This is a genomic window from Stenotrophomonas sp. YJH_SMC_29 (assembly GCF_059371235.1).
In genome coordinates this window covers 22,370-47,636 of record NZ_JCAFUK010000006.1, presented here as the reverse complement: position 1 = coordinate 47,636, position 25,267 = coordinate 22,370, and the positions used below count along the sequence as shown (strand labels likewise).

Below are 25,267 nucleotides of genomic sequence, written 5' to 3'. Positions count from 1 at the left end.
ACCATGTTCAAGCTGATCATTGAAACAGCGGTGCGCCACCGCTGGCTGGTGGTGTTCATGGCCGCGCTGATCGCCGCCGTGGGCCTGTTCCAGCTGGGCAAGCTGCCGATCGACGCGGTGCCGGACATCACCAACCGCCAGGTGCAGATCAACACGGTGGCACCGGCGTTGACCCCGGAGCAGATCGAGCGGCAGGTGACCTATCCGCTGGAAACCGCGCTGGCCGGCATTCCCGGCCTGACCACCACGCGTTCGCTTTCGCGCAATGGCTTCTCGCAGGTCACCGCGATCTTCACCGATGCCACCGACATCTACTTCGCCCGCCAGCAGGTGGCCGAGCGCATGCGCGAGGCGTCCGAAGACCTGCCCGACGGTGCATCGCCGATGCTGTCGCCGGTCACCACCGGGCTTGGCGAGGTGCTGATGTGGACGGTGGACTTCACCGCGTTCGATCCGGCCAAGGTGGCCAAGCCCGGTGAAGCGGGCTGGCAGGCTGGCGAGGTCTACCGCACGCCGGAAGGCAACCTGCTGCGTACACCGGAAGAACGTGCGACCTACCTGCGCACCGTGCAGGACTGGATCATCGCGCCGCAGATGCGTTCCAGCTCGGGGCTGGCCGGGGTCGATACGGTTGGCGGCTACGTCAAGGAGTACGGCGTGCATCCGGACAGCGCCAGACTGGCCGCGCATGGCCTCGGCCTGGCCGACCTGGTCACCGCCCTGCAGCGTTCCAACGTGCAGGCCGGCGCCGGCTTCGTGCAGCGTGCCGGCGAAGGCCTGGTGGTGCGTGCCGATGGCCTGGCGCTGACCACCGACGACCTGGCGCAGGCACCGGTGGCCACCCGCAATGGCGTGGTGGTGCGCGTGGCCGATGTGGCCACGGTGGAACTGAGCCGCGCGCCGCGGCTGGGCGCGGCCAGCCGCAACGGCCATGAAGCCGTGCTGGGTACCGCGCTGATGATCGCCGGTGGCAACAGTCGCACCGTGGCGCAGGCAGCTGCCGCGCGCCTGGAGCAGGTGAACAAGTCGCTGCCGGCCGACATCGTGGCGGCACCGGTGCTGGACCGCAGCGTGCTGGTCAATTCCACCATCAAGACCGTGGCCAGGAACCTCACCGAGGGCGCGCTGCTGGTGGTGGTGGTGCTGTTCCTGCTGCTGGGCAACCTGCGTGCGGCGACGATCACCGCGCTGGTGATTCCGCTGTCGTTCCTGTTCGCAGTGATCGGCATGAACCGCTTCGGCATCAGCGGCAACCTGATGAGCCTGGGTGCGCTGGATTTCGGCATCCTGGTGGACGGTGCGGTGATCGTGGTCGAGTCGACGCTGCTGATGCTGGGCCAGCGCCGCGCCGAACTGGGCCGTGCATTGACCGCGATGGAGCGGCTGCGCGTGGCCGCCGATGCAGCGCTGAAAATGGCGCGACCGGCGGCGTTCGGCCAGCTGATCATCCTGCTGGTGTTCGCACCGATCCTCACCCTGGAAGGCGTGGAGGGCAAGACGTTCCACCCGATGGCGGCCACGTTCATGCTGGCCCTGGTGGGTGCCTTCCTGTTCTCCTTCACCTTCGTGCCGGCGATGGCCGCGCTGCTGGTGCGCGAGCCCAAGGTGAAGGACGGCGATGCGCATGCGGACGACGGCGAGCACGAAACCAGGCTGATCCGCGTGCTGCGTGCGCGCATCGAACCGGTGGTGCGCAAGGCCGTGGCGCACCCGCGCACGGTGCTGGCCGGTGCGGTGATGATGGTGGTGGTGGGCATCGGCGCGTTCTCGCTGCTGGGCCGCGAGTTCATGCCGACGCTGGATGAAGGCAACGTCGCGATGCAGGCCCTGCGCGTGCCGTCGACCTCGCTGGAGCAGTCACTGGCAATGCAGCTGGCGCTGGAGAAGGCGATCGCCAAAGAGCCGGAAGTGGAAACCGTGTTCTCGCGCACCGGTACCGCCGAGGCGGCCATCGACCCGATGCCGACCAACATCTCCGACAGCGTGATCGTACTGAAGCCGCGCAAGGACTGGCCCGATCCGACGCTGGCCAAGGACGCACTGGTGGCGCGCTTCGAGAAACTGGCCGGGCAGCAGCTGGGCAACAGCTTCGAGTTCAGCCAGCCGATCGAGCTGCGCTTCAACGAGCTGATTTCCGGCGTGCGTACCGACCTGGCGGTGATGATCTTCGGCGATGACTTCAGCCAGCTGCAGAAGGTGGCCGACCAGGTGGCGCTGAAGCTGCGTGCGGTGAACGGCGCGGCCGACGTGCGGGTGGAACAGATCTCCGGCCTGCCCACGCTCAACGTGGCCATCGACCACGTAGCGGCGGCACAGTACGGGCTGACCGCCGCAGACGTGAGTGATGCGCTGTCCACCGGCATTGGTGGCACGGCGGCCGGCAAGATCTTCGAGGGCGATCGCCGCTTCAACGTGGTGGTGCGCCTGGACGATGCCTCGCGCAACGATCCGGACCAGTTGGCGTCGCTGCCGATCGCTACGCCATCTGGGCTGGTGATTCCGCTGTCGTCGGTGGCGCGCATCACGGTCAGTGAAGGACCGAACCAGATCAGCCGCAACAACGGCAGCCGCCGCGTGGTGGTGCAGGCCAACGTGCGCGGTCGCGACCTGGGCGGCTTCGTCGGCGAGGCGCAGGCCGCGGTGGCCGACGTGGCGCTGCCACCGGGGGCCTACCTGACCTGGGGTGGCCAGTTCGAGAACCTGCAGCGCGCGGAGAAGCGGCTGGCGACGGTGGTACCGGTCGTGTTCCTGCTGATCGGCAGCCTGCTGTTCATGGCCTTGCGCAGCGGCAAGGAAGCCATTCTGGTGTTCAGCTGCGTGCCGTTGGCGCTGGTCGGCGGCATCCTCGCGCTGCTGCTGCGGGGCATGCCGTTCTCGGTATCGGCGGCGGTTGGCTTCATCGCCGTCTCCGGCGTGGCCACGTTGAACGGGCTGGTGCTGATGCAGGCAATCCGCGAACGCCTGGACGCCGGTGACCTGCCGCTGCAGGCGGCGATCAACGGTGCCTCGAGCCGCATCCGCGCGGTGCTGACCACGGCGCTGGTGGCCATCGTCGGCTTCATCCCGATGGCGATTGCCAGCGGTTCCGGTGCGGAGGTGCAGAAGCCGCTGGCCACGGTAGTGATCGGTGGCCTGATCACCGCCACCGTGCTGACCCTGCTGGTGCTGCCGACCTTCGCGGCGCGGGTAGCCAAGCCGCGGGCGGTGGGTTGAGGTGAGAGGGGGTCGGAGCCCTTTCCACAGGAAAGGGATCCGACCCCGTGACCGGGACGGATTGCCGGCCAGCGGCCGGCACTACCCGGTAACGGTCAGGCCTTCTTGCGTTCGGCGATGTAGGCCTGGATCTGCTGTTCCAGCACCGGCAGCGGCACCGAGCCCTGCTTGAGCAGGGTGTCATGGAACCCCTTGATGTCGAACTTGTCGCCCAGCTCCTTCTCGGCCTGCGCACGCAGGCGCACGATGGCGATCTCGCCCAGCTTGTAGCTCAGCGCCTGGCCCGGCCAGGAAATGTAGCGGTCCACTTCGGTGGTCACTTCATGCTCGCTCAGCGCGGTGTGGTCACGCAGGTAGGCCAGCGCCTGCTCGCGGGTCCAGCCCTTGCTGTGCACGCCGGTGTCGATCACCAGGCGCGCCGCGCGCCACATCTCGTAGGTCAGGCGGCCGAAATCCTCGTACGGGGTTTCGTAGATGCCCATCTCCACGCCCAGCTTCTCGCAGTACAGCGCCCAGCCTTCGCCATAGGCGGAGATGTAGGCGTTGCGGCGGAACTCGGGCAGGTTCTTCTGCTCGGCGGCGATCGCGCCCTGCAGCGAATGGCCCGGATCGGATTCATGCAGGGTCAGCGCCGGCAGGTTGTACAGCGGGCGCGACGGCAGGTTGTAGGTGTTGAGCCAGTAGGTACCCATGCCACCGCGGCCGGCCGTCCAGAACGGTGCGATGTCCGGCGGCACCGGCACGATGGTGAAGCGTGCGCGCGGCAACGTCATGTACTTGCCGAGCTGGCCGTCCGCCCGCTTGGAGATCCACGCGGCACGCGACAGCAGCTCTTCCGGCGTCTTGGCATAGAACTGCGGATCGGTGCGCAGGAAGGTCAGGAACTCGGCGAAGCTGCCCTTGAACTTCACCTGCTTGATGATGTCGTTCATCTCGCTCTGGATGCGGGCGACTTCCTCCAGGCCGATCCGATGGATCTCGTCCGGCGACAGGTCCAGCGTGGTGTATTCGTGGATCTGCTGCCGGTAGTACGCCTTGCCATCGGGCATCGCTTCGGCGGCCAGGGTGGTACGCGCCTGCGGCACGTATTCGTTGACGAAGAAGGTGCGCAGCTGCTGGAACGCCGGCACTACCTTGCCGCTGATCGCCGCACGCGCCTGCGCCTGCAGCCTGGCCTGTTCGGCGGCCGGGATGCTGTTGGGCAGCTTCTTGAACGGCGCGTACAGCGGCGATTCGGTCGGGTCCTTCAGCTCGGCGACGGTGGCGATGGACACTTCGCGGCCGTCGAGCACCGCGCGCGGCACGCTGAAGCCACGCTTCAGGCCGGCGCGCATGTTCTCGGTCTGCTGGCCGAAGTAGCGCGGCACATCGTTCAGGCGCGCGATGTAGTTCTGGTAGTCCTGCACGGTCTTCATCTCGCGCCGCGCCATGAAGGACAGGTTGGACCAGAACGAGGAGTCGGCGTTGAACGGCATCTCGTAGGCGCGCAGGCGCACTTCTTCGGCCAGGTTGAACACCTGGTCGTGGTAGATCGCGTAGTTGACCTGGTTGTCAGCCGACAGGGTCTTCGGGTCGATCTTCTTCAGCGCGGCCAGGGTCTCGTCCCACACCTTCAGGCGCGCCTGCTGCGCGGCCGGGCCGACGTCAGGCATGCGGGTGGCGTTGGCGGGCGCGTCTTCATCCTCGCTGGCCTCGCCACCTCCCTGCTGGCGCCACTTCCACTCCTTCTCGTACAGCGCGCGGAAGGCGGCGTCGGCGGGCGATTCGGTGGCCACGCTGGCCGGTGCGGCAGTGGCGGACGGCGCGGCGGCCAAGGCCACGGTGGGGGCGGACAGGGCGAGCAGCAGGGCTACAGCAAGACGGGTTTTCACGAGCACAGGTTCCCGGGAAGGCAGGCCCCGATGATGGCACCCCCCACGGCCCGTGGCATGGGACGAAGGTCCTGCCTGCAGCGCCGGAGGCGCGTGGTAGAGCCGACTGGGTAGAGCCGACTGTCAGTCGGCTGCTCTTCCGCCACATGTAGCAAAGCCCGCGCTCCGCGCGAAAGCCGACTGACCGTCGACGCTACGCACGGCAGGCAGGGCCGGGAACCGGCCGCCGAACATGCAGTAGATCCACGTCATGCGTGGATGCACCGCAGATCCGGACGGGGTCAGAGCCCTTGCCTGCGGAAAGGGATCCGACCCCGCAGGCCTCAGTGGCTGGCCTTGTCGCGCTTCCAGCCGCGGTGCTTGATGTCCAGGTGCAGGCTGTACAGCGCGGTGAACGCCGGGAACAGGTTCTGCAGCACGCCCACCGAATCCTGCTTGGCCGAGAACAGGAAGTAGCTCAGCGTCATCAGGCTGCCCAGCACGCTCATGTACCAGAACAGGCGCGGGATCACCGGCTTGCCGGCGCGCTTGGACGCGACGAACTGGACCAGCCAGCGGCCGCCGAACATCAGCGCGCCGGTATAGCCGATCAGCTTCCAGCCGGTAACGTGCAGGCCGGTCCAGTACAGCCAGGTCAGCGGCTGGTCGAGCCAATGCAGCTCCAGATCCATCAACGCTCCTCCACCGCGGTGCGCTTGCTGCGGGTGATCAGCCAGGCCACGCCACGCAGGTCACGGATGCCGACCAGCGCGCGGCCGAGGTTGTTGTACTTGGACACGCCAGCGGTGCGGTGGCGGTGGTTGACCGGCACGCTGGTGGTCTTCCAGCCGGCGCGCTGCATCAGCGCCGGCAGGTAGCGGTGCATGTGGTCGAAGTACGGCAGGTCGAGGAACGCGCTGCGCTCGAACAGCTTGATGCCACAGCCGGTGTCGGGCGTGTCATCGCGCAGCATGCGGGCGCGGATGCGGTTGGCCCAGCGGCTGGCCCAGCGCTTGCTGCCACTGTCCTGGCGGTTGACGCGCCAGCCGGCGAACAGCTTCACCTGCGCATCGGCAGCGTCGCGCGCGGCCAGCAGCTTGGGGATATCGGCCGGATCGTTCTGGCCATCGCCATCCAGGGTCGCGATCCACGGCGCCCGCGCATGCTTGACGCCGGTGCGCACGGCGGTGCTCTGCCCGCTCTGGTTCACGTGATGCAGTACCCGCAGTTCCGGCGTGGTCGCCTTCAGTCCCTGCAGCACCGCCAGGGTGTCATCGCGCGAGTGATCGTCGATGTAGACGATCTCGAACGGCAGCCGGCCACGCAGCGCAGCGGTGATTTCGGCGACCAGCGGGGCGACATTGTCGCGCTCGTTGAACACCGGGACGACAACGGAAAGCTCGGGTTGGCTCATAAGGCACTCGGCCAAAGGGGGGACAAAGACCGCGCATTCTCCGCAGCCGAGGTTATCCGAAGATGAACCCGGCAGCGTGAGGATCCGTCCTCAGGCGCGATCACCAAAATACTCGCGGCACCACTGCACCACCGGCGGCAGCCCTGCTTCGATCGGGGTCACCGCATCGAAGCCGAAAGCGTCATGCGCGCGCCGGGTATCGGCCATCGTGCGCACCATGTCGCCGGGCTGCATGGGCTTGTAGACCTTCTGCGCGGGGCGGCCGGCAGCCTGCTCGATCACGCTGATGAAGCGCTCCAGCTCGACCGGCGTATGGTTGCCGAGGTTGAACACCCGGTGCGGCACCGGGCCATCGGACGGATGCGCGAGCGCGCCGAGGATACCCGACACGATGTCGGAGACATGTGTGAAATCGCGCTGCATGCGGCCTTCGTTGAACACGTCGATCGGGCGCCCGGCCAGCACCGCGCGCGAAAACAGCAGCGGCGCCATGTCCGGCCGGCCCCACGGGCCGTAGACGGTGAAGAAGCGCAGGCCGGTGGCATGCAGGCCGTACAGCTGCGCGTAGGTATGGGCCATCAGCTCGTTGGCGGCCTTGGTCGCCGCGTACAGCGAGCGCGGCTGGTCCACGCGCTGGTCCTCGGAGAACGGCGGCGTGGCCGAATCGCCGTAGACCGAGCTGCTGGAGGCGTACACCAGGTGCTGCACGCCACCGTGGCGGCACAGCTCGAGCATGTTGACGAAGCCGACCAGGTTGCTGTCGACGTAGGCGTGCGGGTTTTCCAGCGAATAGCGCACGCCGGCCTGCGCGGCCAGGTGGATCACCGCGCTCGGCTTCACTTCATCGAACAGTGCGGCCAGGCCTTCGCGGTCGGTCAGGTCCAGGGTGCGCAGGTCCAGCGACGGGCACAGCGCGGCCACGCGGTCGCGCTTGATCTGCGGATCGTAGTAATCGTTGAAGTTGTCCAGGCCGACCACCGACTGGCCGGCCTCCAGCAGGGCGCGGGCGGTGTAGGCACCGATGAAGCCGGCAGCGCCGGTGAGCAGGAGGGTCATTGCAGTTGCCTGGATTTCAATGAGGACAGGTGCAGAGGATACGCCGCAGGCTCAGAACAGCCCGAAACGCTTCCTGGCCACGTTGGTGCGGCCGGGTTCGATCACGTCCTGGATCTTCTTCGCATCGAAGCGGTCGAGCAGCGCCTCGGCGCCCTTCTTCAGCTTCAGGTCCATCTCTTCCGGATACAGCGGAACCAGGGTCATGAAGCTGATGGTCCTGCCGTCGTCCAGTTCCAGCGTGGCGAAGTCATCCGGGGTAGTCACCGGCGGCAGCACGATGGCGCCGTCGAAGCCCACGCCCGGCGCATAGGGCTCGCTGGGATGGCCGTTGGGAATGGTGTGGCCGAAGCCCAGCCAGGTGTCGTACTCGTGCGGCAGCCGCGCCATGCCCTTCAGCAGGCGCACCGGCCAGTAGTTGCGTTCGTCCTCGAAGGCGTCCTGGGAGATCGGCCAGTCGGCCGGCAGGGTCACCATCAGCTCCATGTAGCGCGGCACGTCCGCACCGACTTCGGCGGGCACGGTCATCGGCAGGTCGCTCATGCCGGAAGTGACCAGGCGCAGGTACGGGAACTGGTCATTGGCCGGCACCACGTGCACGTCGATGTGCACCAGGTCGGAGATGATCTCGTGGAAGACACCGGACACCGGGCCCAGATGGCGTTCTAGGTGGGCGCTGATCGCCTCGATGTGCTGTTCTTCGCCGATGGCGAGCGCGAAGTCCTTCTGGCGGCTGTGCACCAGGATCGGGCTGCCGCCCGGGCTGACGTCGTCGAATGGGTTGCTCATGTCCTGCTCCCTGGATGAAGCCACGGACCGGAGAGCAGTGCATCCCCCGGTGCGCGCGGCGGTGCGTTCCCTGTCATCTACAGACGCGGCAGGAACAGGCCGCATCCCCTGTCGCGGCGCCGGGCTCAGCCCTGGCGCGTACGCAGCTTCTCCAGCACGCCGTCCAGGGTGTCCAGGTCAGTGTAGTGGATGATCAGCTTGCCCTTGCCGCCGCGGCCATGATTGATCGCCACCTTGGCGCCCAATGCTTCGGACAGCTCGGTTTCCAGCGAGGCGATGTCGGCCTGCTGCACCTTCGGCGTGGCCGCCGGGCGGTTGCTCGGCACCTTGCCGGCGGCGAAGGCCTGCGCACGGCGCTCGACCTCGCGTACCGACCAGCCTTCATCGGCCGCTTCCTGGGCCAGCTTGCCGGCCAGCTCGGGGGCCAGGGTCAGCAGCGCACGGGCGTGGCCCATTTCAAGGCGGCGGGTTTCCAGCAGCAGGCGGATGGCCACCGGCAGCTCCAGCAGGCGCAGCAGGTTGGACACCGCCGCGCGCGAGCGGCCGACGGCCTCGGCGGCCTCGGCATGGGTCAGGGTGAACTCGCTGATCAGGCGCTGCAGCGCTTCGGCTTCTTCCAGCGGGTTGAGGTCTTCGCGCTGGATGTTCTCGATCAGCGCCATCGCGATGACGGTGCGGTCTTCCAGCTCGCGCACCACCACCGGCACTTCATCCAGCCCGGCCAGCTGCGATGCGCGCCAGCGGCGTTCACCGGCGACGATTTCGTAGTTGCCTGCCGGCAGCTGGCGCACCAGGATCGGCTGGATCACGCCCTGCGACTTGATCGAGTCGGCCAACTCGGACAGCTTGCCCTCGTCCATCTCGCGGCGCGGCTGGTACTTGCCCGGCTGCAGCTGGCCGACCGGCAACTTGCGCAGCACTTCACCCGGCAGCGGCTCGATCACCGCAGTGGTGGCCTGCACCTGGCTGACCGCGCCTTTCGGGCCCAGCAGCGCGTCCAGGCCACGGCCGAGGCCTCGCTTCTTGGCTGCCGGCTTGCTGCTGGTCATCAGACGATCTCCACGGCCTTGCCGGCCTTGTTGCGTTCGTTGTTGCGGCGGATGATCTCGCCGGCCAGGCCCAGGTAGGCCACGCCGCCGCGCGAGGCGCGGTCGTAGCCGACGATGCTCTGGCCATGGCTGGGCGCCTCGGCCAGGCGCACGTTGCGCGGCACGATGGTGCGGAACACGCGGTCGCCGAAGTGCTCGGTGAGCTCGGCCGACACTGCGTTGGCCAGGTTGTTGCGCACGTCGAACATGGTGCGCAGCACGCCTTCGATCTCCAGCGCCGGGTTCAGGCTGGTGCGCAGCGCTTCGATGGTTTCCACCAGCGCGCTCAGGCCTTCCAGTGCGTAGTACTCGCACTGCATCGGCACGATCACCGAATCGGCGGCGGCCAGCGCGTTGAGCGTCAGCAGCGACAGCGCCGGCGGGCAGTCGATCAGGATGTAGTCGTACTCGTCGCGGATCGGCGCCAGCGCGCGCTTCAGGCGCTGCTCGCGCTCGCTCTGGCCCATCAGCTGGATCTCGGCGGCGGTCAGGTCGATGTTGCCGGGCAGCAGGTCGTACCCCTCGGCGGTCTGCACGCGCACGTCGGCGGCACTGTTCTCGCCCAACAGCAGGTCACAGGTGGAGGCGGCCAGCTCGCGTTTGTCCACGCCACTGCCCATGGTCGCGTTGCCCTGCGAATCCAGGTCGACCAACAGCACGCGCTTGGGTGCGTTGGCCAGGGAAGCGGCCAGGTTGACGGCGGTCGTGGTCTTGCCGACGCCACCCTTCTGGTTGGCGATGGCGATGATGCGGGCCATGCGGGTGTGCCTCGTCGACGTGTGCTGGGACCGGTCATTATGCGTACAACCGGCCCCTTGCGGAAATCGTGGATCGCCAACCCGTTGTTCCACAAGGGGCTGGCGCCGGGAATCAGGGGCCTGTAACGGTGACCAGGTGGCGTTCGCCGGCCAGGCCGGGCACGTTCAGCGGGGTCACCTCGCGCACCTGCCAGCCCGCCGGCAGGTCTGCGATCTCCTCATGGGGGTAGACGCCCTTCATGGCCAGCAGCACGCCGCCGGGGCGCAGCAGGTGGCCACCGACGCGGACGATGCCGGCCAGGGTGTCCATCGCGCGCGCGGTCAGCTGGTCGTAGCGACCGGCCTCGTCCAGCGCCTCGGCGCGCGATTCGGCCACGCGGGCGTTGTCCAGGCCGAGCTGGCGCACGGCCTCGCGCATGAAGCGCGCCTTCTTGCCATTGCTCTCGACCAGGGTGACCTGCAGGCCCGGGCAGGCGATCGCCAGCGGGATGCCGGGCAACCCGGGGCCGGTGCCGAGGTCGGCCAGGCTGCCATCGGCCACGAACGGCTGCATCGCCAGCGAGTCGAGCAGGTGGCGGGTGACCATCTCCTGCGGGTCGCGGATGGCGGTGAGGTTGTAGGTGCCGTTCCAGCGGTGCAGCAGGGCCAGGTAGCGCAGCAGCGGCGGTGCCAGCGCGGCATCCAGGCCCATGCTGGCCAGGCCCTGTTCCAGCGTGGCGGCCACGCTGGCGGGAAGTGGGTGTTCGCTCATGCCGGCATTATCGCCGGTTTTGCACGCCGATTCCCCGCTTCAGTGCGGATACCAGGCCAATGCGGCGCGGAACTGGCCGCTGGCCTGCCACTCGTGCAGGTGCCAGCGCGCGGCCTCGCCCAGCTCCGGGTCGCACCAGTGCAGGTGCAGGGCGCCATCGGCCCCCGGCGCCAGCTGCAGGCGGTGCAGGCCGAACGAGATGCCCTGCCCGTGCGCCTTCAGGATGGCCTCCTTGACGCACCACACGCGGAAGAACCAGTGCTCACGGTCGGCCTCGTCCAGGCGTTCCAGCCAGGCCACCTCCTGGGGGTGGAAGAAGCGCCGCACGATCTCCAGCAGGCGCGGCCGCGGCCGCAGCAGCTCCAGGTCCACGCCCAGCCGCACGCCTTCGCCCAGCGCCACCAGCAGCACCTCGCCGCTGTGGCTCCAGCCGGTGCCGTAGTGGGCCAACGGGCCGCTCAGCTCCGGCCGGCCCTTGTCATCGCGGACCAGCGGCAGCGTCTCCGGATCGGCCCCGAGGGCCTGCGCCAGCACCTGGCGCGCCTGCGGTTCACCCCGCTGGCCGGGCACATGGGGGCGCCGCCAGACCGTCACCGGACCGAAGCGCCACGGGCCGTCGAGGGTGGCTGGCAGGCTCATGCGCACGCGCCCGTCACGCAATTGCACGACGGGTTCACGGCCGTGCGCGTCAACTGGTCACAGTTCCCCACCGGAGGTTCGATCATGGGCATCATCATCTGGCTGATCGTCGGCGGCATCGTAGGCTGGCTGGCCAGCATCATCATGAAGCGCGATGCCCAGCAGGGCATCATCCTCAACATCGTGGTCGGCATCGTCGGCGCGCTGATTTCCGGCTGGCTGTTCGGCGGCGGCATCAACGAAGCGATCACCATTCGCACCTTCCTGTTCTCGCTGATCGGTGCGGTGATCCTGCTGGCGATCGTCAATCTGTTCACCCGCAAGAGCATACGGTGATCTGAGGGTAGTGCCGGCCGCTGGCCGGCAGATGTTCCAGAACGGGCCCGGCAATCGTCGGGCCCCGTTCGTTCAACCGATCTGCACCCACGCCGGCGCGTGGTCGCTCGGGCGTTCCCAGGTGCGCGGCTCGCGGTCGATGCCCGAGGCCACCGCACTGCCCTTCAGCGCCTCTGAGACCAGGGTCAGGTCGATGCGCAGGCCCAGGTTGCGGCGGAAACCGGCCGCCCGGTAATCCCACCAGCTGAAGGTACCCGCCTCGTCGTTGTGCAGGCGGAAGCCATCGTGCAGGCCCAGCTGCAGCAGCTTGGTGAGCGCGCCGCGCTCGGCGGTGGAGGTCAGGATGTGGTTGTCGTTCCACACCTCCGGGTCGTGCACGTCGCGGGCGTCCGGGGCGATGTTGAAGTCGCCCATCACGATCAGCTTCGGGTGGCGCTGCAGCTCCTGCGCGACCCACGCATGCACCGCTTCCAGCCAGCGCAGCTTGTACGCGTACTTGTCGGTGCCGATATCCTGGCCGTTGACCACGTACAGGTTGATCACCCGCAGGTCGCCGAAGGTGCCGGCGATGACGCGCTTCTGCTCGTCCTCGAAACCGGGAATGCCGATCTGCACGTCCTGCGCCGGCTCACGCGACAGCAGCGCCACGCCGTTGTAGGTCTTCTGGCCAGCGAACACGCTGCGGTAGCCGGCGGCGATCAGCGCCGAATCGGGGAACTTGTGGTCCTCCAGCTTGGTTTCCTGGATGCCGACGATGTCCGGGCTGAAGTCCTTGAGCCACTGCTCCAGGTGCGGCAGGCGGACATTGAGCGAATTGACGTTCCACGAGGCGATTTTCATGCGGGCATTCTACCCGGGTGGGCTTGGCACGCGTGCCACCCCAGGTGGGCACCCACCGGTAGTGCCGGCCGCTGGCCGGCAACCCCATAACCGTCGGCAAGACCCCGCAGTTGCCGGCCAGCGGCCGGCACTACCGAAGCAGCAGCTTCAACAACCCCGCAATCTTCGAGTACGGCGGGCGCAGCCGGTCGCTGGCGGCCCAGCGCGACTGCCACAGTACCGGCAGCCGCTTGCTCATCGCATCGAACCCGGCCCGGCCATGGTACGCGCCCATGCCGCTGGCCCCGACCCCGCCAAACGGCAATCCATCGGCGGCGAAGTGCAGCAGCGTGTCATTGACCGTCACCCCACCGGCCACCACCTGGCCGAGGATGCGCTCCACCGTCGCCGTGTCGTGGCTGAAGGGATACAGCGCCAGCGGCCGGTCGCGGGACAGCACGTCGGCCAGCGCCGCCTCCAGGTCCGGATAGGCCCGCACCGGCAGGATCGGCCCGAAGATCTCCTCGCGCATTAGTTCCAGGTCGTCCGGCGGGTCCAGCACCACGGTCGGCACCAGCAGGCGCTCGCGGTCGGCACGCGCCTCATCCACCTGCGCCAGCGGAATCACCGGCACCCCGCGTTGCCGCGCCTGTGCCAGATAGCCCTGCAGGCGCCGGTACTGGCCTTCATTGATGATGCGGGTGTAGTCGTCGGCATCGCTGAAGTCGCCATAGCGCTCGCGCACCTGCTGCTGCAGCGCCTGCACGAACTCGCGCTGGCGCGCGGTATCGATCAGCACGTAATCCGGCGCGATGCAGGTCTGGCCCGCGTTGAACCACTTGCCGGTGGCCAGCCGTGCGGCGGCTTTGTCCAGCGGGAAATCACGGCAGACGATGGCCGGCGACTTGCCGCCCAGTTCCAGCGTGACCGGTACCAGATGCTCAGCCGCGGCGGCCATCACCTTGCGGCCGACCGCCGTCGAGCCGGTGAACAGCAGATGGTCCAGCGGCAGCGAAGACACCGCAGCCGCCAGGTCCGCCCCACCCTGCACCACCGCCACGCGCTCGGGCGGGAACACACTGGCCAGCAGATCGGCCAGGAACGCGCTGGTGCGCGGCGTGTGTTCGGACGGCTTCAGCAGCACGTGGTTGCCGGCAGCAATCGCGGTGGCCAACGGCACCAGGGCAAGCGTGACCGGGTAGTTCCAGGGCGAGATCACCCCGACCACGCCCAGCGGCGTCGGCCGCAGCTGCGCGCGCGCCGGCCACAGCTTCCAGCCCGCCGATGCCCGCTGCGGCTTCGACCAGCGCCGCAGGTGGCGGCGCAGGTGGTCGATGGCCGACAGCACACTCATGCCATCGGCCAGCTTCGATTCAACGTGGGCGCGGTGGCCGAAGTCTTCGGCGATGGCCTGGGCCATTTCATCCAGGCGTGGCTTCAGCGCTTCGCGCAAGCGGCGCAGGTCGGCTTCGCGCTGGTCGAGCGTGGGCCGCTGCGACTGCCAGGTGCTGCGCAGGGTGTGTAGGAGGGCGGGGAGATCTTCCGGCGTAGTGGTGGTCATGGGCCGACTATACGGGGTGCCGCGCGACGCAATGGTAGTGCCGGCCGCGGGCCGGCAAGGGCTTCTTGTGCGCGGCGATTCACGAGGTTGCCGGCCAGCGGCCGGCACTACCGGATGCGGGCCGAGTGGGCACGGTCCATAAACAGAAAGGCCGCGGTCTGCACCGCGGCCTTTCCTTCACTGCATGGAACCCACCGGTTACTGGGTGATATCCACGTCCTTGGTCTCACGCAGGAACAGGCCGCCGATCACCACCGACATCAGCGCGATGATGATGGGGTACCACAGGCCGTAGTAGAGGTTGCCGGTACCGGCCACCAGCGCGAACGAGATCGCCGGCAGGAAGCCACCGAACCAGCCGTTGCCGATGTGGTACGGCAGCGACATCGAGGTGTAGCGGATGCGGGTCGGGAAGAGTTCGACCAGATAAGCGGCAATCGGACCGTAGACCATGGTCACGTACAGCACCAGCAGCCACAGCATGAAGATGGTGCCGGCGATGTTGATGCGGGCGCCGTCGGCCTTGGCCGGGTAGCCGGCGGTGGTCAGGGCGGTCTTCAGTTCCGCACCGAACGCATCGGCCTTGGCCTTGCCTTCTTCCTTGGTCAGGCCAGCGGCCTCATACGAGGTGACGCTGGCACTGCCCACGTTCACCATCGCCAGCGAACCGGCGGCGGCGGGCTGCACGTCGTACGGCACACCGGCCTTGGTCAGCGCGGCGGTGGCCACGTCGCAGGAGCTGGTGAACTTGCGCAGGCCCACCGGATCGAACTGGAACGAGCAGGTGTTCGGATCGGCCACGACCAGCGCCGGCGAGCTGCTGCGGGCTTCTTCGATGGCCGGGTTGGCGAAGTGGGTCAGGCCCTTGAAGATCGGGATGTAGGTAACAGCCGCCAGCAGGCAGCCGGCCAGGATGATCTTCTTGCGGCCGATACGGTCGGACAGCCAGCCGAAGAAGATGAAGAACGGCACGCCCAGCGCCAGTGCCGCCGCGATCAGCAGGTAGGAGGTGGTGGCATCAACCTTCAGCATGCTGCTGAGGAAGAACAACGCGTAGAACTGGCCGCCGTACCAGACCACGGCCTGGCCGGCCGCCGCACCGAGCAGGACCAGCAGCATCAGCTTCAGGTTGCCGCCCTTCAGGCTGTCACGGAACGGCGTCTTGGAGCCCTTGCCTTCCGACTTCATCTGCTGGAACAGCGGCGACTCGCTCAGCTGCAGGCGGATCCATACCGACACGCCCAGCAGCAGGATCGATACCAGGAACGGGATGCGCCAGCCCCAGGCTTCGAAGGCTTCATTGCCCAGGAAGTAGCGGCAGGCCAGGATGATCAGCAGCGACATGAACAGGCCGAGCGTGGCGGTGCACTGGATGAAGCTGGTGTACAGGCCGCGCTTGTCGTCCGGCGCATGCTCGGCCACGTAGGTGGCGGCACCGCCGTACTCGCCGCCCATCGCCAGGCCCTGGGCCAGGCGCAGGATGATCAGGATCACCGGCGCGGCGAAACCGATCGAAGCGTAGTTGGGCAGTACGCCGACCAGGAAGGTCGAGATGCCCATGATCAGGATGGTGACCAGGAAGGTGTACTTGCGGCCGATGCGGTCGCCGAGGCTGCCGAAGAAGGCCGCACCGAACGGGCGCACGAAGAAGCCGGCGGCGAACGCCAGCAGGGCGAAGATCATGCCCGTGGTTTCATTGACGCCACTGAAGAACTGCTTGGCGATGATGGCCGCGAGCGAGCCGTACAGGAAGAAGTCATACCACTCGAAGACCGTGCCGAGGCTCGAGGCGAAGATGACCTTCTTGTGGCCCTTGGTCAGGGTGCCCGCTTTATGTGCGGTGCTGGGTGTACTGGACATGGGACGTTTTCCCTCTGTAGGTGCCGACCACCGGTCGGCACTCAATCTCGGTAGGTGCCGGTCACGGGACCGGCTCCGCTTTGGGTGGGTGCCGGCCGCTGGCCGGCACGCTCTTAGAAGCTGTACTTCGTGGTGAACTGCAACCGGGTGATGTCACCCTTGTTGCCGTTCTCCACTTCGCGACGGCCGTACATCAGCTCGGCGCCGATATCGACCTTGGGCAGTGGTGAATAGAAGATGTTGCCGCGGATGCTCTGCACGCTCTTGGTCACCAGCGGGCCGAGGATGCTGTCGTTGTCGTAGTCGCTGCGCGCGTAGATCAGGTTGGTGCGCAGCTTCGGCGAGAACGCGTGCCGCCAGCCGACATAGCCGGCCAGCACGCCGGTCGGGTTGAGCTCATCGCGGGCCACGTCGTAGGCGCTGTCGGCGGTGATGCCCAGGCCGATGTAGCGGGCGATGCCTTCGCCGCCGGTCAGCTGGTAGTGCAGCGAGTCGCTGTCACCCATCACCCACTTGCCGCCCAGGGTCAGGCCGCCGGCCACCTTGTCGGCCTTCGCGCCGGTGGCCTGGTTGTCCACCTTCAACTGGCGGACGATGCCACCGACACCAAAGGTGCCCCAGTCGCCCTTCCAGCCATAGCGCAGGGTCAGGTCGGGCAGGCTGCCACGGTCGGAGTTGGCGCTGGCGTTGGTCCAGGCACCGGTGACCGGGTTGCGGGTGCCGGTGAGGGTGGTGGTTTCCGGGTTTTCCAGCGCGACGCTGAAGCCGCCCTGGGTGTAGCGCACCTGGGCCTGGCGCACGAAGATCACGCCGTCGGTGGGGCCGACGAAGTCGACCGCTTCGGGCAGTGCGGCCGCGTCCATGAAGTTGGACCAGGTCTGGCCGGCCAGCCAGTTGTTCCAGTACATGTAGGCGTGGCGCAGGGTCACGCCATAGGTGTTGGTGGCGGTCTGGTTGCCCAGCGAGTTGCCGAAGAAGTCCATCTCGAAGAACGCACCGGCCTTGTTGCCCGATTCGCTCACGTTGTCGATGCCCAGGTTGAAGCGCGAGAACTTGGCATGGGCGTTGAAGTCGGTGCCCGACCGCTTGCCGCTGCCGCCGGCGCCTTCCACCGGGGTCTGGCCCGGCAGGTACAGCGAGCGGCCGGTGGCGTCGTCGGCCAGCTGTCCATCGCTGGTCTGGGTGGCCAGGAAGTCGGCCTTGATGAAGCCGCCGATCTTGACCGTGGTGCCCGGTGCAGCGCCCGGGGTGAGGGTGGTGACCTGGATCGGCTGCTTGCCGGCCGGCACCTGTGCGACCGGCTTCTGCCCGGCCTGCACCGTGCGCACTTCGGTCACCGCCTGCTGGGTCTGGCTGATCTGGGTCTGTTGTTGTTGCTGCGAAGACAGCAGCAGCTGGACCTGGCGTTCCAGTTCGGCAACGCGTGCTTCCAGTGCTTTCTCTTTGGCGGTCTCTGCGAACGCCATGCCCGGTGCGACCAGGGCGACCAGCAGGCAGGCCGCCAAAGGTGTGCGCACGGCTTTCAACGTACGGTGGCTCATGTTGCCCTCTCTCCCAAGTGGCAAGGTGATGCCGCGCGTGGGGCACGGTCGAGCCGAGACTGCGGGGCGATTATGTACAGCGGCTATTCGCCATTGGTCGAACCCGCCCCTGCTGGGCGCTCACTTTCGACCATGGTCTAACCAGGGTGGTGACGCGACCGGGGGTGGATGGGGCAAACTGAGGGGGATCGGTCGCTGCGATGCTGCGACCGCACATACAAAGTCAACGTGCAAGTGAGGGTGCCATGGCTGATATCTACCCCGTCGATCCGCAGTTCGCCGCCAAGGCACGCATCGACAAGACGTCGTACGAACAGCAGTACCAGGCATCGGTGACCGACCCGGATGGTTTCTGGGGCAAGGCCGCCGAGCGCCTGCAATGGATGCGCAAGCCGACGAAGATCAAGAACGTCAGCTATGACCTGTCCAACTTCCACATCACGTGGTTCGAAGATGGCGAGCTCAATGCCAGCGTGAACTGCCTGGATCGGCAGTTGGAAACGCGCGGCGACAAGACCGCCCTGCTGTTCGAGCCGGACGGCCCGGATGCACCGGCCCAGCATGTGACCTATCGCGAGCTGTACGAGCGCACCTGCCGCCTCGGCAACGCGCTGCGCAACCTCGGCGTCAAGAAGGGCGACCGGGTCACCATCTACCTGCCGATGATCGTCGACGCCGCGGTGGCCATGCTGGCCTGCGCGCGCATCGGTGCGATCCACTCGGTGGTGTTCGGTGGCTTCGCGCCGAACTCGATCGCCGACCGTGTCAGCGACTGCCAGAGCAAGCTGATCATCACCGCCGACGAAGGCCTGCGCGGTGGTCGCAGGATTCCGCTGAAGGCCAACGTCGATGCCGCGCTGAAGCTGCCGGGCACGAACACCGTGGAGACCGTGCTGGTGGTGCGCCACACCGGCGGCGCGGTGGACATGCAGGCCCCGCGCGACCGCTGGTTCCACGATGTGGTGGACAGCCAGCCGTCCACCTGCGAACCGGAACGCATGAACGCGGAAGATCCGCTGTTCATCCTCTACACCTCCGGTTCCACCGGCAAGCCGAAGGGTGTGCTGCACACCACCGGCGGCTACCTGCTGTACGCGGCCTACACCCATGAAGCGGTGTTCGACCTGCGCGAAGACGATATCTACTGGTGCACCGCCGACGTCGGTTGGGTTACCGGCCACAGCTACATCGTGTACGGGCCGCTGGCCAACGGCGCGACCTCGCTGATGTTCGAAGGCGTGCCGAACTACCCGGACACCTCGCGTTTCTGGAACGTCATCGACAAGCACAAGGTGACCATCTTCTACACCGCCCCGACCGCCATCCGCGCGCTGATGCGCGAAGGCGAGGAGCCGGTGAAGAAGACCTCGCGCGCGTCGCTGCGCCTGCTCGGCAGCGTCGGCGAGCCGATCAATCCGGAAGCCTGGCGCTGGTACTACGAAGTGGTCGGCGACAGCCGATGCCCGATCGTCGATACCTGGTGGCAGACCGAGACCGGCGGCATCCTGATCTCGCCGCTGGCCGGCGCGATGGATCTCAAGCCCGGTTCGGCCACCCTGCCCTTCTTCGGCGTGCAGCCGGCGCTGGTCAATGCCGATGGCGAGATCCAGGACGGCCCGACCGAAGGCAACCTGATCATCCGTGATTCCTGGCCGGGCCAGATGCGCACGGTCTACGGCGACCACCAGCGCTTCATCGACACCTATTTCCGCACCTACCCGGGCAGCTACTTCACCGGCGACGGTTGCCGCCGCGACGAAGACGGCTACTACTGGATCACCGGCCGCGTCGACGACGTGATCAACGTGTCCGGCCACCGCATCGGCACTGCCGAAGTGGAAAGCGCGCTGGTCTCGCATCCGAAGGTGGCCGAAGCGGCGGTCGTGGGCTTCCCGCACGACGTGAAGGGCCAGGGCATCTACGCCTACGTCACGCTGGTGGCCGAAGAGGCGCCGAGCGACGAGCTGCACAAGGAGCTGATCGCCTGGGTGCGCAAGGAGATCGGCCCGATCGCCACGCCGGACCACCTGCAGTGGGCGCCGGGCCTGCCGAAGACCCGCTCGGGCAAGATCATGCGCCGCATCCTGCGCAAGATCGCCGAGAACGCGCCGGACCAGCTGGGCGACACCTCGACCCTGGCCGACCCGTCGGTGGTGGCCTCGCTGGTGGACGAACGCAAGGTGCGCTGACGTACGACCCGGGGCCGGACCCCGGGGTCGGATCCCGTTCCGCCAGGAACGGGCTCTGCCCCCCGGAGGGTCTGGCCCCATGCAGTTTCCCCCCACGGTTCCCCCCGACCATGACCACCCTCCTGATTGCCGATGACCACCCGCTGTTCCGCGAAGCCCTGCGCGGGGCCGTGCAGCGGGTCATCCCCGGCGTGCAGCTGTTCGAGGCCGACAGCGTGGAAGCGCTGTATGCACTGGCCGACCAGCACAACGACGCCGACCTGGTCCTGATGGACCTCAACATGCCTGGCGCACAGGGTTTCAACGCGCTGGTGCACATGCGTTCGCTGCATCCGCACCTGCCGGTGGTGGTGGTGTCCGCGCGCGAAGAAGCCACGGTGATGCGCCGCGCGCTCGACCACGGCGCGCTCGGCTTCATCCCCAAGTCCGCCGACTCGGACACCATCGGCCACGCACTGGGCACCATTCTCGATGGCGAAACCTGGGCGCCGCCGGAGGCGCACAACGTGCCGCCCACCGGCAGCGAAGAACGCGAAGTCGGCCAGCGCCTGCGCGAACTGACCCCGCAGCAGTTCCGCGTCCTGCAGATGCTCGGCGCCGGCCGCTTGAACAAGCAGATCGCCTACGACCTCAATGTCTCCGAAGCAACGATCAAGGCTCACGTCACCGCCATCCTGCGCAAGCTCGGCGTGACCAACCGCACCCAGGCCGTGCTGATGGCCGGCAAGCTGGCGATCGATGACGACGCCATCGTGCTGCCGCCGGAAGAAGATTGAGGTAGTGCCGGCCGCTGGCCGGCAGTCACCTGGAACGCCTGAAAACGCCCTGGTAGGTGCCAAGCTTGCTTGGCACGCGTCTACCGACGCAGCTGCCGGTCAGCGGCCGGCACTACCCGGCACCGCTGCGCTCGCGATATAGCCATCGCTATACAAACCAGCCCTGCCTGCGCGTTTCACTGGAAATGCGCCACGCGCGAATCGCGGTGCTAAGCTTCGCGTCCCCTTGGGGAGTAGCCGGATTCCTTCGCAGGAATCGTCCACGTCAACATACTCGGCCAGTGCGCCGTGGCGTGGACAACCATGATGGTTGGCGAGACCAGCGGCCCGCGCGCGCAACGTCAGGTTGGGCGCGAGCGCGAGCCGTGCGTCCGTCCTTGCCCGACCTCAGCAGCTGTCCATGTCCCCCATTTCGATCCTCCTGATCGGCTTTGCCATGTCCACCGATGCCTTCGCTGCGGCGATCGGCAAGGGTGCGGCCATGCGCAAGCCGGTGTTCCGCGACGCACTGCGTGCCGGCATCATCTTCGGCGTCATCGAGGCGATCACGCCCATCATCGGCTGGCTGCTGGGCCGCGCCGCGCTGCAGTACGTCGAAGCCTTCGACCACTGGATCGCCTTCGGCCTGCTCGGCGCGCTGGGCATCCACATGATCTACAACGGCCTGCGCCCGGACAGTGCCGAGGACGACGAAGACCCCTCGCAGCATCACGGCTTCTGGAAGCTGGCGCTGACCGGTTTCGCCACCAGCATCGACGCGATGGCGGTGGGTATCGGCCTGGCCTTCATGGACGTGCATATCGGCGTGATGGCCACGGTCATCGGCCTGTGCACGCTGACCATGGTCACCGTCGGCATCATGCTCGGCCGCGTGCTGGGCAGCATGGTCGGCAAGCGTGCCGAGATCATCGGTGGCGTGATCCTGGTGATCATCGGCGCGACGATCCTGTACGAGCACCTGCACGGCGTGGGGTAAAACGCCGAGAGCGAGCGATTGCGTGGTTGCCGGCCAGCGGCCGGCACTACCAGACGTCACATCCACGCATGGCGTGGATCTACTGCCGGGCTGATGAAGCTCTGGTAGATGCCAGGCTTGCCCGGCATGGTTTCACGTCGTGGTTGCCGGCCAGCGGCCGGCACTACTGCGCGTCGCGCAGCGCGCCCAGGAAGGCACGCAGCGAGGCCGGCTTGATCGGCTTGGTCAGCACGCGGTAGCCGCGTTCGCGTGCCATCCGCTTCAGTTCGTCACGCCCATCGGCGGTCAGCAGCGCACCCGGCAGCGGGTAACCGGCTGCTTGGCGCAACGCCACCAGCGCATCCAGGCCGTCCATGCGGTCGTGCAGGTGGTAGTCCACCAGCATCACCTGCGGGCGCTCGGCGATCTTCTCCAGTGCCTGGTCAACGGTGGCGGCGGTGATCACCTGCACCTGCCAGCGACCGAGCAGCGCGCGCATGCCGTCGAGGATCTCCTCGTCGTTGTCCACGCAGAGCACGCGCAGGCCCGCCAGCGAGTCGCTGCGCACGGGTGCGGCTACAGCCTGTACCGGCGCGGCCAGGTCCGTATAGCCCGGCAGCGCTGCCACCCGCGGCAGGATGATCGAGAACATCGAGCCCTTGCCGACCCGGCTGCGCGCGCTGAGGCGATGGTCGAGCAGGCGCGAGATGCGCTGGCAGATCGACAGGCCCAGGCCCAACCCCTGCTCACCCCAGTCGAACGGCTGCTGGTAGCGGTGGAACTCATCGAAGATCTGCCGCATGTGGTGCTCGGGAATGCCCGGGCCGGTATCCCAGACCTGCAACTCCACTTCATCGCCACGCTGGCGCACCGCCAGCACGATGCGACCCTGGCGGGTATAGCGCAGCGCGTTGGCCAGGAAGTTCTGCAGCACGCGCCGCAGCAGGCGGCGGTCACTGCGCACCCAGGCCGGGCGCGCAAACAGGTCCAGGCGCAGGCCACGGCCGGCGGCGACCGGGGTGTACTGCGCCGCCAGCTCGCGCATCAACGCACTCACGTCGAATTCGCCGATCACCGGGTGCAGGCCACCGGCGTCGAGCCGGGAGACATCCAGCAGGCCATCGAGCAGTTCTTCGGCCGCACGCAGCGACGCATCCACGCGTTCGGCCAGGTGCTTCTGTTCATCGCTCACGTGGTCGCTGTCGCGGAGTGCGGAAGCAAACAGGCGCGCAGCGTTCAGCGGCTGCAGCACGTCGTGGCTGATCGCCGCCAGGAAGCGGGTCTTCGACTGCTGCGCGACCTCGGCCTCATGCGAGCGCTCGGCCACGCGCTGTTCCAGCGTTTCGTTGGCTTCCAGCAGTGCTTTTTCCGCGTGCTTGTAGTCGGTGATGTCGTTGTAGCTGGTCACGTAACCGCCACCGGGCAGCGCCTGGCCGCGCATCTCGATCACCTTGCCGTCGCTGCGCGTGCGCTCGAACACGTGCGGCGAGCCGGCGCGCATGTAGCCGATGCGACGGTTGATCTGCACTTCGATATCGCCCTCGCCCAGCTCGCCGCGCTCGGCGTTGTAGCGGATCAGGTCGGCGACCGGGCGGCCCACATAGAGCATGCCGTCGGGGTAGCCGAACATGTCCTGGTAACGGCGGTTCCACGCAGTCAGGCGCATGTCCGGATCGACCACGCTGACCCCGGCGCTGATGTTCTCCAGCGTGGTCGACAGGATCTCGCGGTTGAAGCGCAGCTCCTGCCCGGCTTCGTCGAGCACCGCCACCACTTCGCCCAGGTCCATGCCCGAACCACGCAGCAGGCTGGTCAGCAGCAGGCGCGCCGAGGCCGCACCAATCGACGCGGCCAGCAGGCGCTCGGTGAACTGCACCCACGGTCGGTCCGCAGGCGCCGAAGACTGCAGCTCGCGGCGCAGCGACTGTGCCTGCTCGAAGAACGAGCGCCGTGCGTGGCGCTCGCCGACCACGCGCGAGGCCAGCGCCAGCAGGTCGCCCACGTGCACGTGGCCGGGCCAGCCACCGGCCACCGATGGGCGCTCGGCATACGGGTCGAGGAACGGTGCGGCGCGCAGGCGCTCGTCGACACCGGGTCGCCAGCGTGCGGACACCAGCATCATCGTCGCCGCATTGACCAGCAGCGACCAGAACGTGCCGTGGGTCAGCGGATCCCAACCGGTCATGCCGAACAGCTGCTGCGGGCGCAGCCACTCGATGCCGAACGGGCCGTGCTGCACCCAGGCGGCATCGACCCAGCCGGCCATGGTCATCGCCGGCAGCAGCAGGGTGTACAGCCAGGTGGCAAAGCCCAGCAGCATGCCCACCTCGACGCCGCGCCGGCTGGCACCGCGCCAGTACAGGCCGCCGATCAGCCCGGGCGCGAACTGCGCCACCGCCGCAAACGCCATCAGACCGTACGAGGCCAGCGTGCTGTCGTTGCTGCTGGTGCGGTAGTAGCTGTAGGCCATCAGCGCCAGCAGCAGGATCGCCAGGCGGCGGATCCACAGCACGCGCGAGGCAACGTCGGCCGCCTCCTGGTGGTCGCCGCTGCGACGCAGCAGCACCGGCATCACCAGGTCGTTGCTGACCATGGTGGCCAGCGCGATGGACGAGACGATGACCATGCCGGTGGCCGCCGAGAAGCCGCCCACGTAGGCGATCAGCGCCAGCGCGTTGCGGCCCTCGGCCAGCGGCAGGGCCAGCACCATCGAGTCGTCGGCCACGCTGCCACCGGTACCGAACAGGGTCACGCCGGCGGTGGCGATCGGCAGCACCATGCCGGAGATCAGCACCAGGTAGCCGCCGAACATCCAGCGCGCGCGGCGCACGTCGCGCACGTCACCGCACTCGACCACGGCCACGTGGAACTGGCGTGGCAGGCAGATGATGGCCAGGAAACTGAGCAGCGTCTGCGAGATGAAGCCCACCGGCGGCAGGCCGGTGAACAGCGTATGCACTGACTGCACCACCGCGTCGGTGCGGTTGCTCAGCCACAGGTAGGCGAACACGCCCACGGCCAGCATCGCCAGCAGCTTGATCACCGATTCGAAGGCAATCGCCAGCATCATGCCGTGGTGGTGCTCGGTGGCATCGACCTGGCGGGTACCGAACAGGGTGGCGAACAGCGCCATCAGCAGGGCCACGTACAGCGCCGGATCGGTGAAGAAGCCGGTGGGACCGGTGTTGCCGGTCAGCACCTGCAGGCTCATTGCCACCGCTTTGTACTGCAGGGCCAGGTACGGAATGATGCCGATCAACGCGATGATCGCCACCAGCGCCGCCAGCCGCCGCGAGCGGCCGAAGCGCGAGGAGATGAAGTCGGCGATGGAGACCACGTTCTGGCTGCGCGCAATCAGCGCCAGGCGCTCGATGATGCGCCAGCCGAACAGCAGCAGCAGCAGCGGGCCGATGTAGATCGGCAGGTAGCCCACGCCGTTGCGCACGGCGGTGCCGACCGCGCCGTAGAAGGTCCACGACGAGCAGTACACGGCCAGTGCCAGGCTGTAGACCACCGGCCGCAGCCACGGCCGGTCGGGGTACATCGGCCGACGGTCGCCCCACCACGCCACGCCGAACAGCAGCGCGGCATAGGCAACCGAGACCAGCAGCAGGATCCAGCTGGAGACCACGCGCGCGTTTCCGTCGGAAGAACCCGCAGTGTAGGCCAGGCGTG

General features: G+C 67.6%; 19 protein-coding genes and 1 riboswitch. Of the genes, 5 read left to right on the top strand and 14 right to left on the bottom strand.

What is annotated here, in order from left to right; all coding sequences use genetic code 11:
- The first annotated feature begins 3 nt into the window (after positions 1-3).
- Positions 4-3,213 (top strand): efflux RND transporter permease subunit, encoded by a 3,210-nt coding sequence (locus tag AC5P9I_RS08485; RefSeq protein ID WP_130768302.1) that lies wholly within the window; start codon positions 4-6, stop codon positions 3,211-3,213.
- Between the two features lie 95 nt (positions 3,214-3,308).
- Here the strand turns inward: AC5P9I_RS08485 and AC5P9I_RS08480 are convergent, their stop codons facing one another.
- From AC5P9I_RS08480 to AC5P9I_RS08440, 9 genes are all read right to left on the bottom strand, one after another.
- On the bottom strand, positions 3,309-5,084 hold the full coding sequence (locus AC5P9I_RS08480; protein WP_130768303.1) for a DUF885 domain-containing protein: 1,776 nt from the start codon (positions 5,082-5,084) through the stop codon (positions 3,309-3,311).
- Positions 5,085-5,407: 323 nt separating this feature from the next.
- The gene (locus AC5P9I_RS08475; protein WP_014648879.1) at positions 5,408-5,755 is read right to left on the bottom strand and encodes a lipid-A-disaccharide synthase N-terminal domain-containing protein; all 348 of its coding nucleotides are present in this window, start codon (positions 5,753-5,755) and stop codon (positions 5,408-5,410) included.
- Positions 5,755-6,477: a glycosyltransferase family 2 protein gene (locus AC5P9I_RS08470; protein ID WP_049471128.1), complete on the bottom strand. Its 723-nt coding sequence runs from the start codon at positions 6,475-6,477 to the stop codon at positions 5,755-5,757. Before AC5P9I_RS08470 ends, AC5P9I_RS08475 begins: the two co-directional genes overlap by 1 nt.
- 90 nt (positions 6,478-6,567) lie before the next feature.
- Positions 6,568-7,533, bottom strand: coding sequence for an NAD-dependent epimerase/dehydratase family protein (locus AC5P9I_RS08465; protein WP_049471125.1), 966 nt, complete (start codon positions 7,531-7,533; stop codon positions 6,568-6,570).
- Positions 7,534-7,584: 51 nt separating this feature from the next.
- Complete coding sequence (locus tag AC5P9I_RS08460; RefSeq protein WP_074725658.1) at positions 7,585-8,319, bottom strand: suppressor of fused domain protein; 735 nt, start codon at positions 8,317-8,319, stop codon at positions 7,585-7,587.
- Positions 8,320-8,444: 125 nt separating this feature from the next.
- A complete protein-coding gene (locus AC5P9I_RS08455) occupies positions 8,445-9,368 on the bottom strand; it encodes a ParB/RepB/Spo0J family partition protein (RefSeq protein WP_014648883.1) in 924 nt (307 codons plus the stop codon).
- Positions 9,368-10,165, bottom strand: coding sequence for a ParA family protein (locus AC5P9I_RS08450; RefSeq protein WP_014648884.1), 798 nt, complete (start codon positions 10,163-10,165; stop codon positions 9,368-9,370). Before AC5P9I_RS08450 ends, AC5P9I_RS08455 begins: the two co-directional genes overlap by 1 nt.
- Positions 10,166-10,277: 112 nt before the next feature.
- Positions 10,278-10,916, bottom strand: a complete 639-nt coding sequence (rsmG, locus tag AC5P9I_RS08445; RefSeq protein WP_053504783.1) for a 16S rRNA (guanine(527)-N(7))-methyltransferase RsmG — start codon at positions 10,914-10,916, stop codon at positions 10,278-10,280.
- Positions 10,917-10,955: 39 nt separating this feature from the next.
- Positions 10,956-11,555 (bottom strand): 4'-phosphopantetheinyl transferase family protein, encoded by a 600-nt coding sequence (locus AC5P9I_RS08440; protein WP_049471120.1) that lies wholly within the window; start codon positions 11,553-11,555, stop codon positions 10,956-10,958.
- An 84-nt stretch (positions 11,556-11,639) separates the two neighbouring features.
- Here AC5P9I_RS08440 and AC5P9I_RS08435 point away from each other — a divergent pair, with 84 nt between their 5' ends.
- Positions 11,640-11,891 (top strand): GlsB/YeaQ/YmgE family stress response membrane protein, encoded by a 252-nt coding sequence (locus AC5P9I_RS08435; RefSeq protein ID WP_005411656.1) that lies wholly within the window; start codon positions 11,640-11,642, stop codon positions 11,889-11,891.
- A gap of 72 nt (positions 11,892-11,963) precedes the next feature.
- On the opposite strand, the gene xth is transcribed toward AC5P9I_RS08435, so the two are convergent.
- The 4 genes from xth to AC5P9I_RS08415 form a co-directional block, all read right to left on the bottom strand.
- Positions 11,964-12,731 (bottom strand): exodeoxyribonuclease III, encoded by a 768-nt coding sequence (gene xth, locus AC5P9I_RS08430; RefSeq protein ID WP_130768304.1) that lies wholly within the window; start codon positions 12,729-12,731, stop codon positions 11,964-11,966.
- A 130-nt stretch (positions 12,732-12,861) separates the two neighbouring features.
- Positions 12,862-14,271, bottom strand: a complete 1,410-nt coding sequence (locus AC5P9I_RS08425) for a coniferyl aldehyde dehydrogenase (RefSeq protein WP_187756864.1) — start codon at positions 14,269-14,271, stop codon at positions 12,862-12,864.
- A 198-nt stretch (positions 14,272-14,469) separates the two neighbouring features.
- On the bottom strand, positions 14,470-16,131 hold the full coding sequence (locus AC5P9I_RS08420) for an MFS transporter (protein ID WP_049471113.1): 1,662 nt from the start codon (positions 16,129-16,131) through the stop codon (positions 14,470-14,472).
- 113 nt (positions 16,132-16,244) lie between these two features.
- Positions 16,245-17,672 carry a DcaP family trimeric outer membrane transporter gene (locus tag AC5P9I_RS08415; RefSeq protein ID WP_057494015.1) on the bottom strand — a complete coding sequence of 476 codons (1,428 nt, stop codon included), beginning with the start codon at positions 17,670-17,672 and terminating at the stop codon, positions 16,245-16,247.
- A 245-nt stretch (positions 17,673-17,917) separates the two neighbouring features.
- Here AC5P9I_RS08415 and acs point away from each other — a divergent pair, with 245 nt between their 5' ends.
- From acs to AC5P9I_RS08400, 3 genes are all read left to right on the top strand, one after another.
- A complete protein-coding gene (gene acs / locus AC5P9I_RS08410; protein ID WP_130768306.1) occupies positions 17,918-19,861 on the top strand; it encodes an acetate--CoA ligase in 1,944 nt (647 codons plus the stop codon).
- Between the two features lie 110 nt (positions 19,862-19,971).
- Positions 19,972-20,637 (top strand): response regulator transcription factor, encoded by a 666-nt coding sequence (locus tag AC5P9I_RS08405; RefSeq protein WP_006477308.1) that lies wholly within the window; start codon positions 19,972-19,974, stop codon positions 20,635-20,637.
- A gap of 222 nt (positions 20,638-20,859) precedes the next feature.
- Positions 20,860-20,949, top strand: a riboswitch (yybP-ykoY riboswitch).
- Positions 20,950-21,037: 88 nt separating this feature from the next.
- Positions 21,038-21,613 (top strand): manganese efflux pump MntP, encoded by a 576-nt coding sequence (locus tag AC5P9I_RS08400; RefSeq protein WP_049471108.1) that lies wholly within the window; start codon positions 21,038-21,040, stop codon positions 21,611-21,613.
- A 163-nt stretch (positions 21,614-21,776) separates the two neighbouring features.
- Here the strand turns inward: AC5P9I_RS08400 and AC5P9I_RS08395 are convergent, their stop codons facing one another.
- Entirely contained in the window at positions 21,777-25,223 is a 3,447-nt protein-coding gene (locus AC5P9I_RS08395; RefSeq protein WP_130768307.1) for a hybrid sensor histidine kinase/response regulator, read from the bottom strand.
- Positions 25,224-25,267 lie beyond the last annotated feature (44 nt).

Bases quoted from the DNA above. Each gene is read 5' to 3' on its own strand.
- AC5P9I_RS08485 (WP_130768302.1), top strand. From the start codon at position 4: ATGTTCAAGCTGATCATTGAAACAGCGGTGCGCCACCGCTGGCTGGTG.
- AC5P9I_RS08475 (WP_014648879.1), bottom strand. From the start codon at position 5,755: ATGGATCTGGAGCTGCATTGGCTCGACCAGCCGCTGACCTGGCTGTAC.
- AC5P9I_RS08470 (WP_049471128.1), bottom strand. From the start codon at position 6,477: ATGAGCCAACCCGAGCTTTCCGTTGTCGTCCCGGTGTTCAACGAGCGC.
- AC5P9I_RS08465 (WP_049471125.1), bottom strand. From the start codon at position 7,533: ATGACCCTCCTGCTCACCGGCGCTGCCGGCTTCATCGGTGCCTACACC.
- AC5P9I_RS08460 (WP_074725658.1), bottom strand. From the start codon at position 8,319: ATGAGCAACCCATTCGACGACGTCAGCCCGGGCGGCAGCCCGATCCTG.
- AC5P9I_RS08455 (WP_014648883.1), bottom strand. From the start codon at position 9,368: ATGACCAGCAGCAAGCCGGCAGCCAAGAAGCGAGGCCTCGGCCGTGGC.
- AC5P9I_RS08450 (WP_014648884.1), bottom strand. From the start codon at position 10,165: ATGGCCCGCATCATCGCCATCGCCAACCAGAAGGGTGGCGTCGGCAAG.
- rsmG (WP_053504783.1), bottom strand. From the start codon at position 10,916: ATGAGCGAACACCCACTTCCCGCCAGCGTGGCCGCCACGCTGGAACAG.
- AC5P9I_RS08440 (WP_049471120.1), bottom strand. From the start codon at position 11,555: ATGAGCCTGCCAGCCACCCTCGACGGCCCGTGGCGCTTCGGTCCGGTG.
- AC5P9I_RS08435 (WP_005411656.1), top strand. From the start codon at position 11,640: ATGGGCATCATCATCTGGCTGATCGTCGGCGGCATCGTAGGCTGGCTG.
- xth (WP_130768304.1), bottom strand. From the start codon at position 12,731: ATGAAAATCGCCTCGTGGAACGTCAATTCGCTCAATGTCCGCCTGCCG.
- AC5P9I_RS08425 (WP_187756864.1), bottom strand. From the start codon at position 14,271: ATGACCACCACTACGCCGGAAGATCTCCCCGCCCTCCTACACACCCTG.
- AC5P9I_RS08420 (WP_049471113.1), bottom strand. From the start codon at position 16,131: ATGTCCAGTACACCCAGCACCGCACATAAAGCGGGCACCCTGACCAAG.
- AC5P9I_RS08415 (WP_057494015.1), bottom strand. From the start codon at position 17,672: ATGAGCCACCGTACGTTGAAAGCCGTGCGCACACCTTTGGCGGCCTGC.
- acs (WP_130768306.1), top strand. From the start codon at position 17,918: ATGGCTGATATCTACCCCGTCGATCCGCAGTTCGCCGCCAAGGCACGC.
- AC5P9I_RS08405 (WP_006477308.1), top strand. From the start codon at position 19,972: ATGACCACCCTCCTGATTGCCGATGACCACCCGCTGTTCCGCGAAGCC.
- AC5P9I_RS08400 (WP_049471108.1), top strand. From the start codon at position 21,038: ATGTCCCCCATTTCGATCCTCCTGATCGGCTTTGCCATGTCCACCGAT.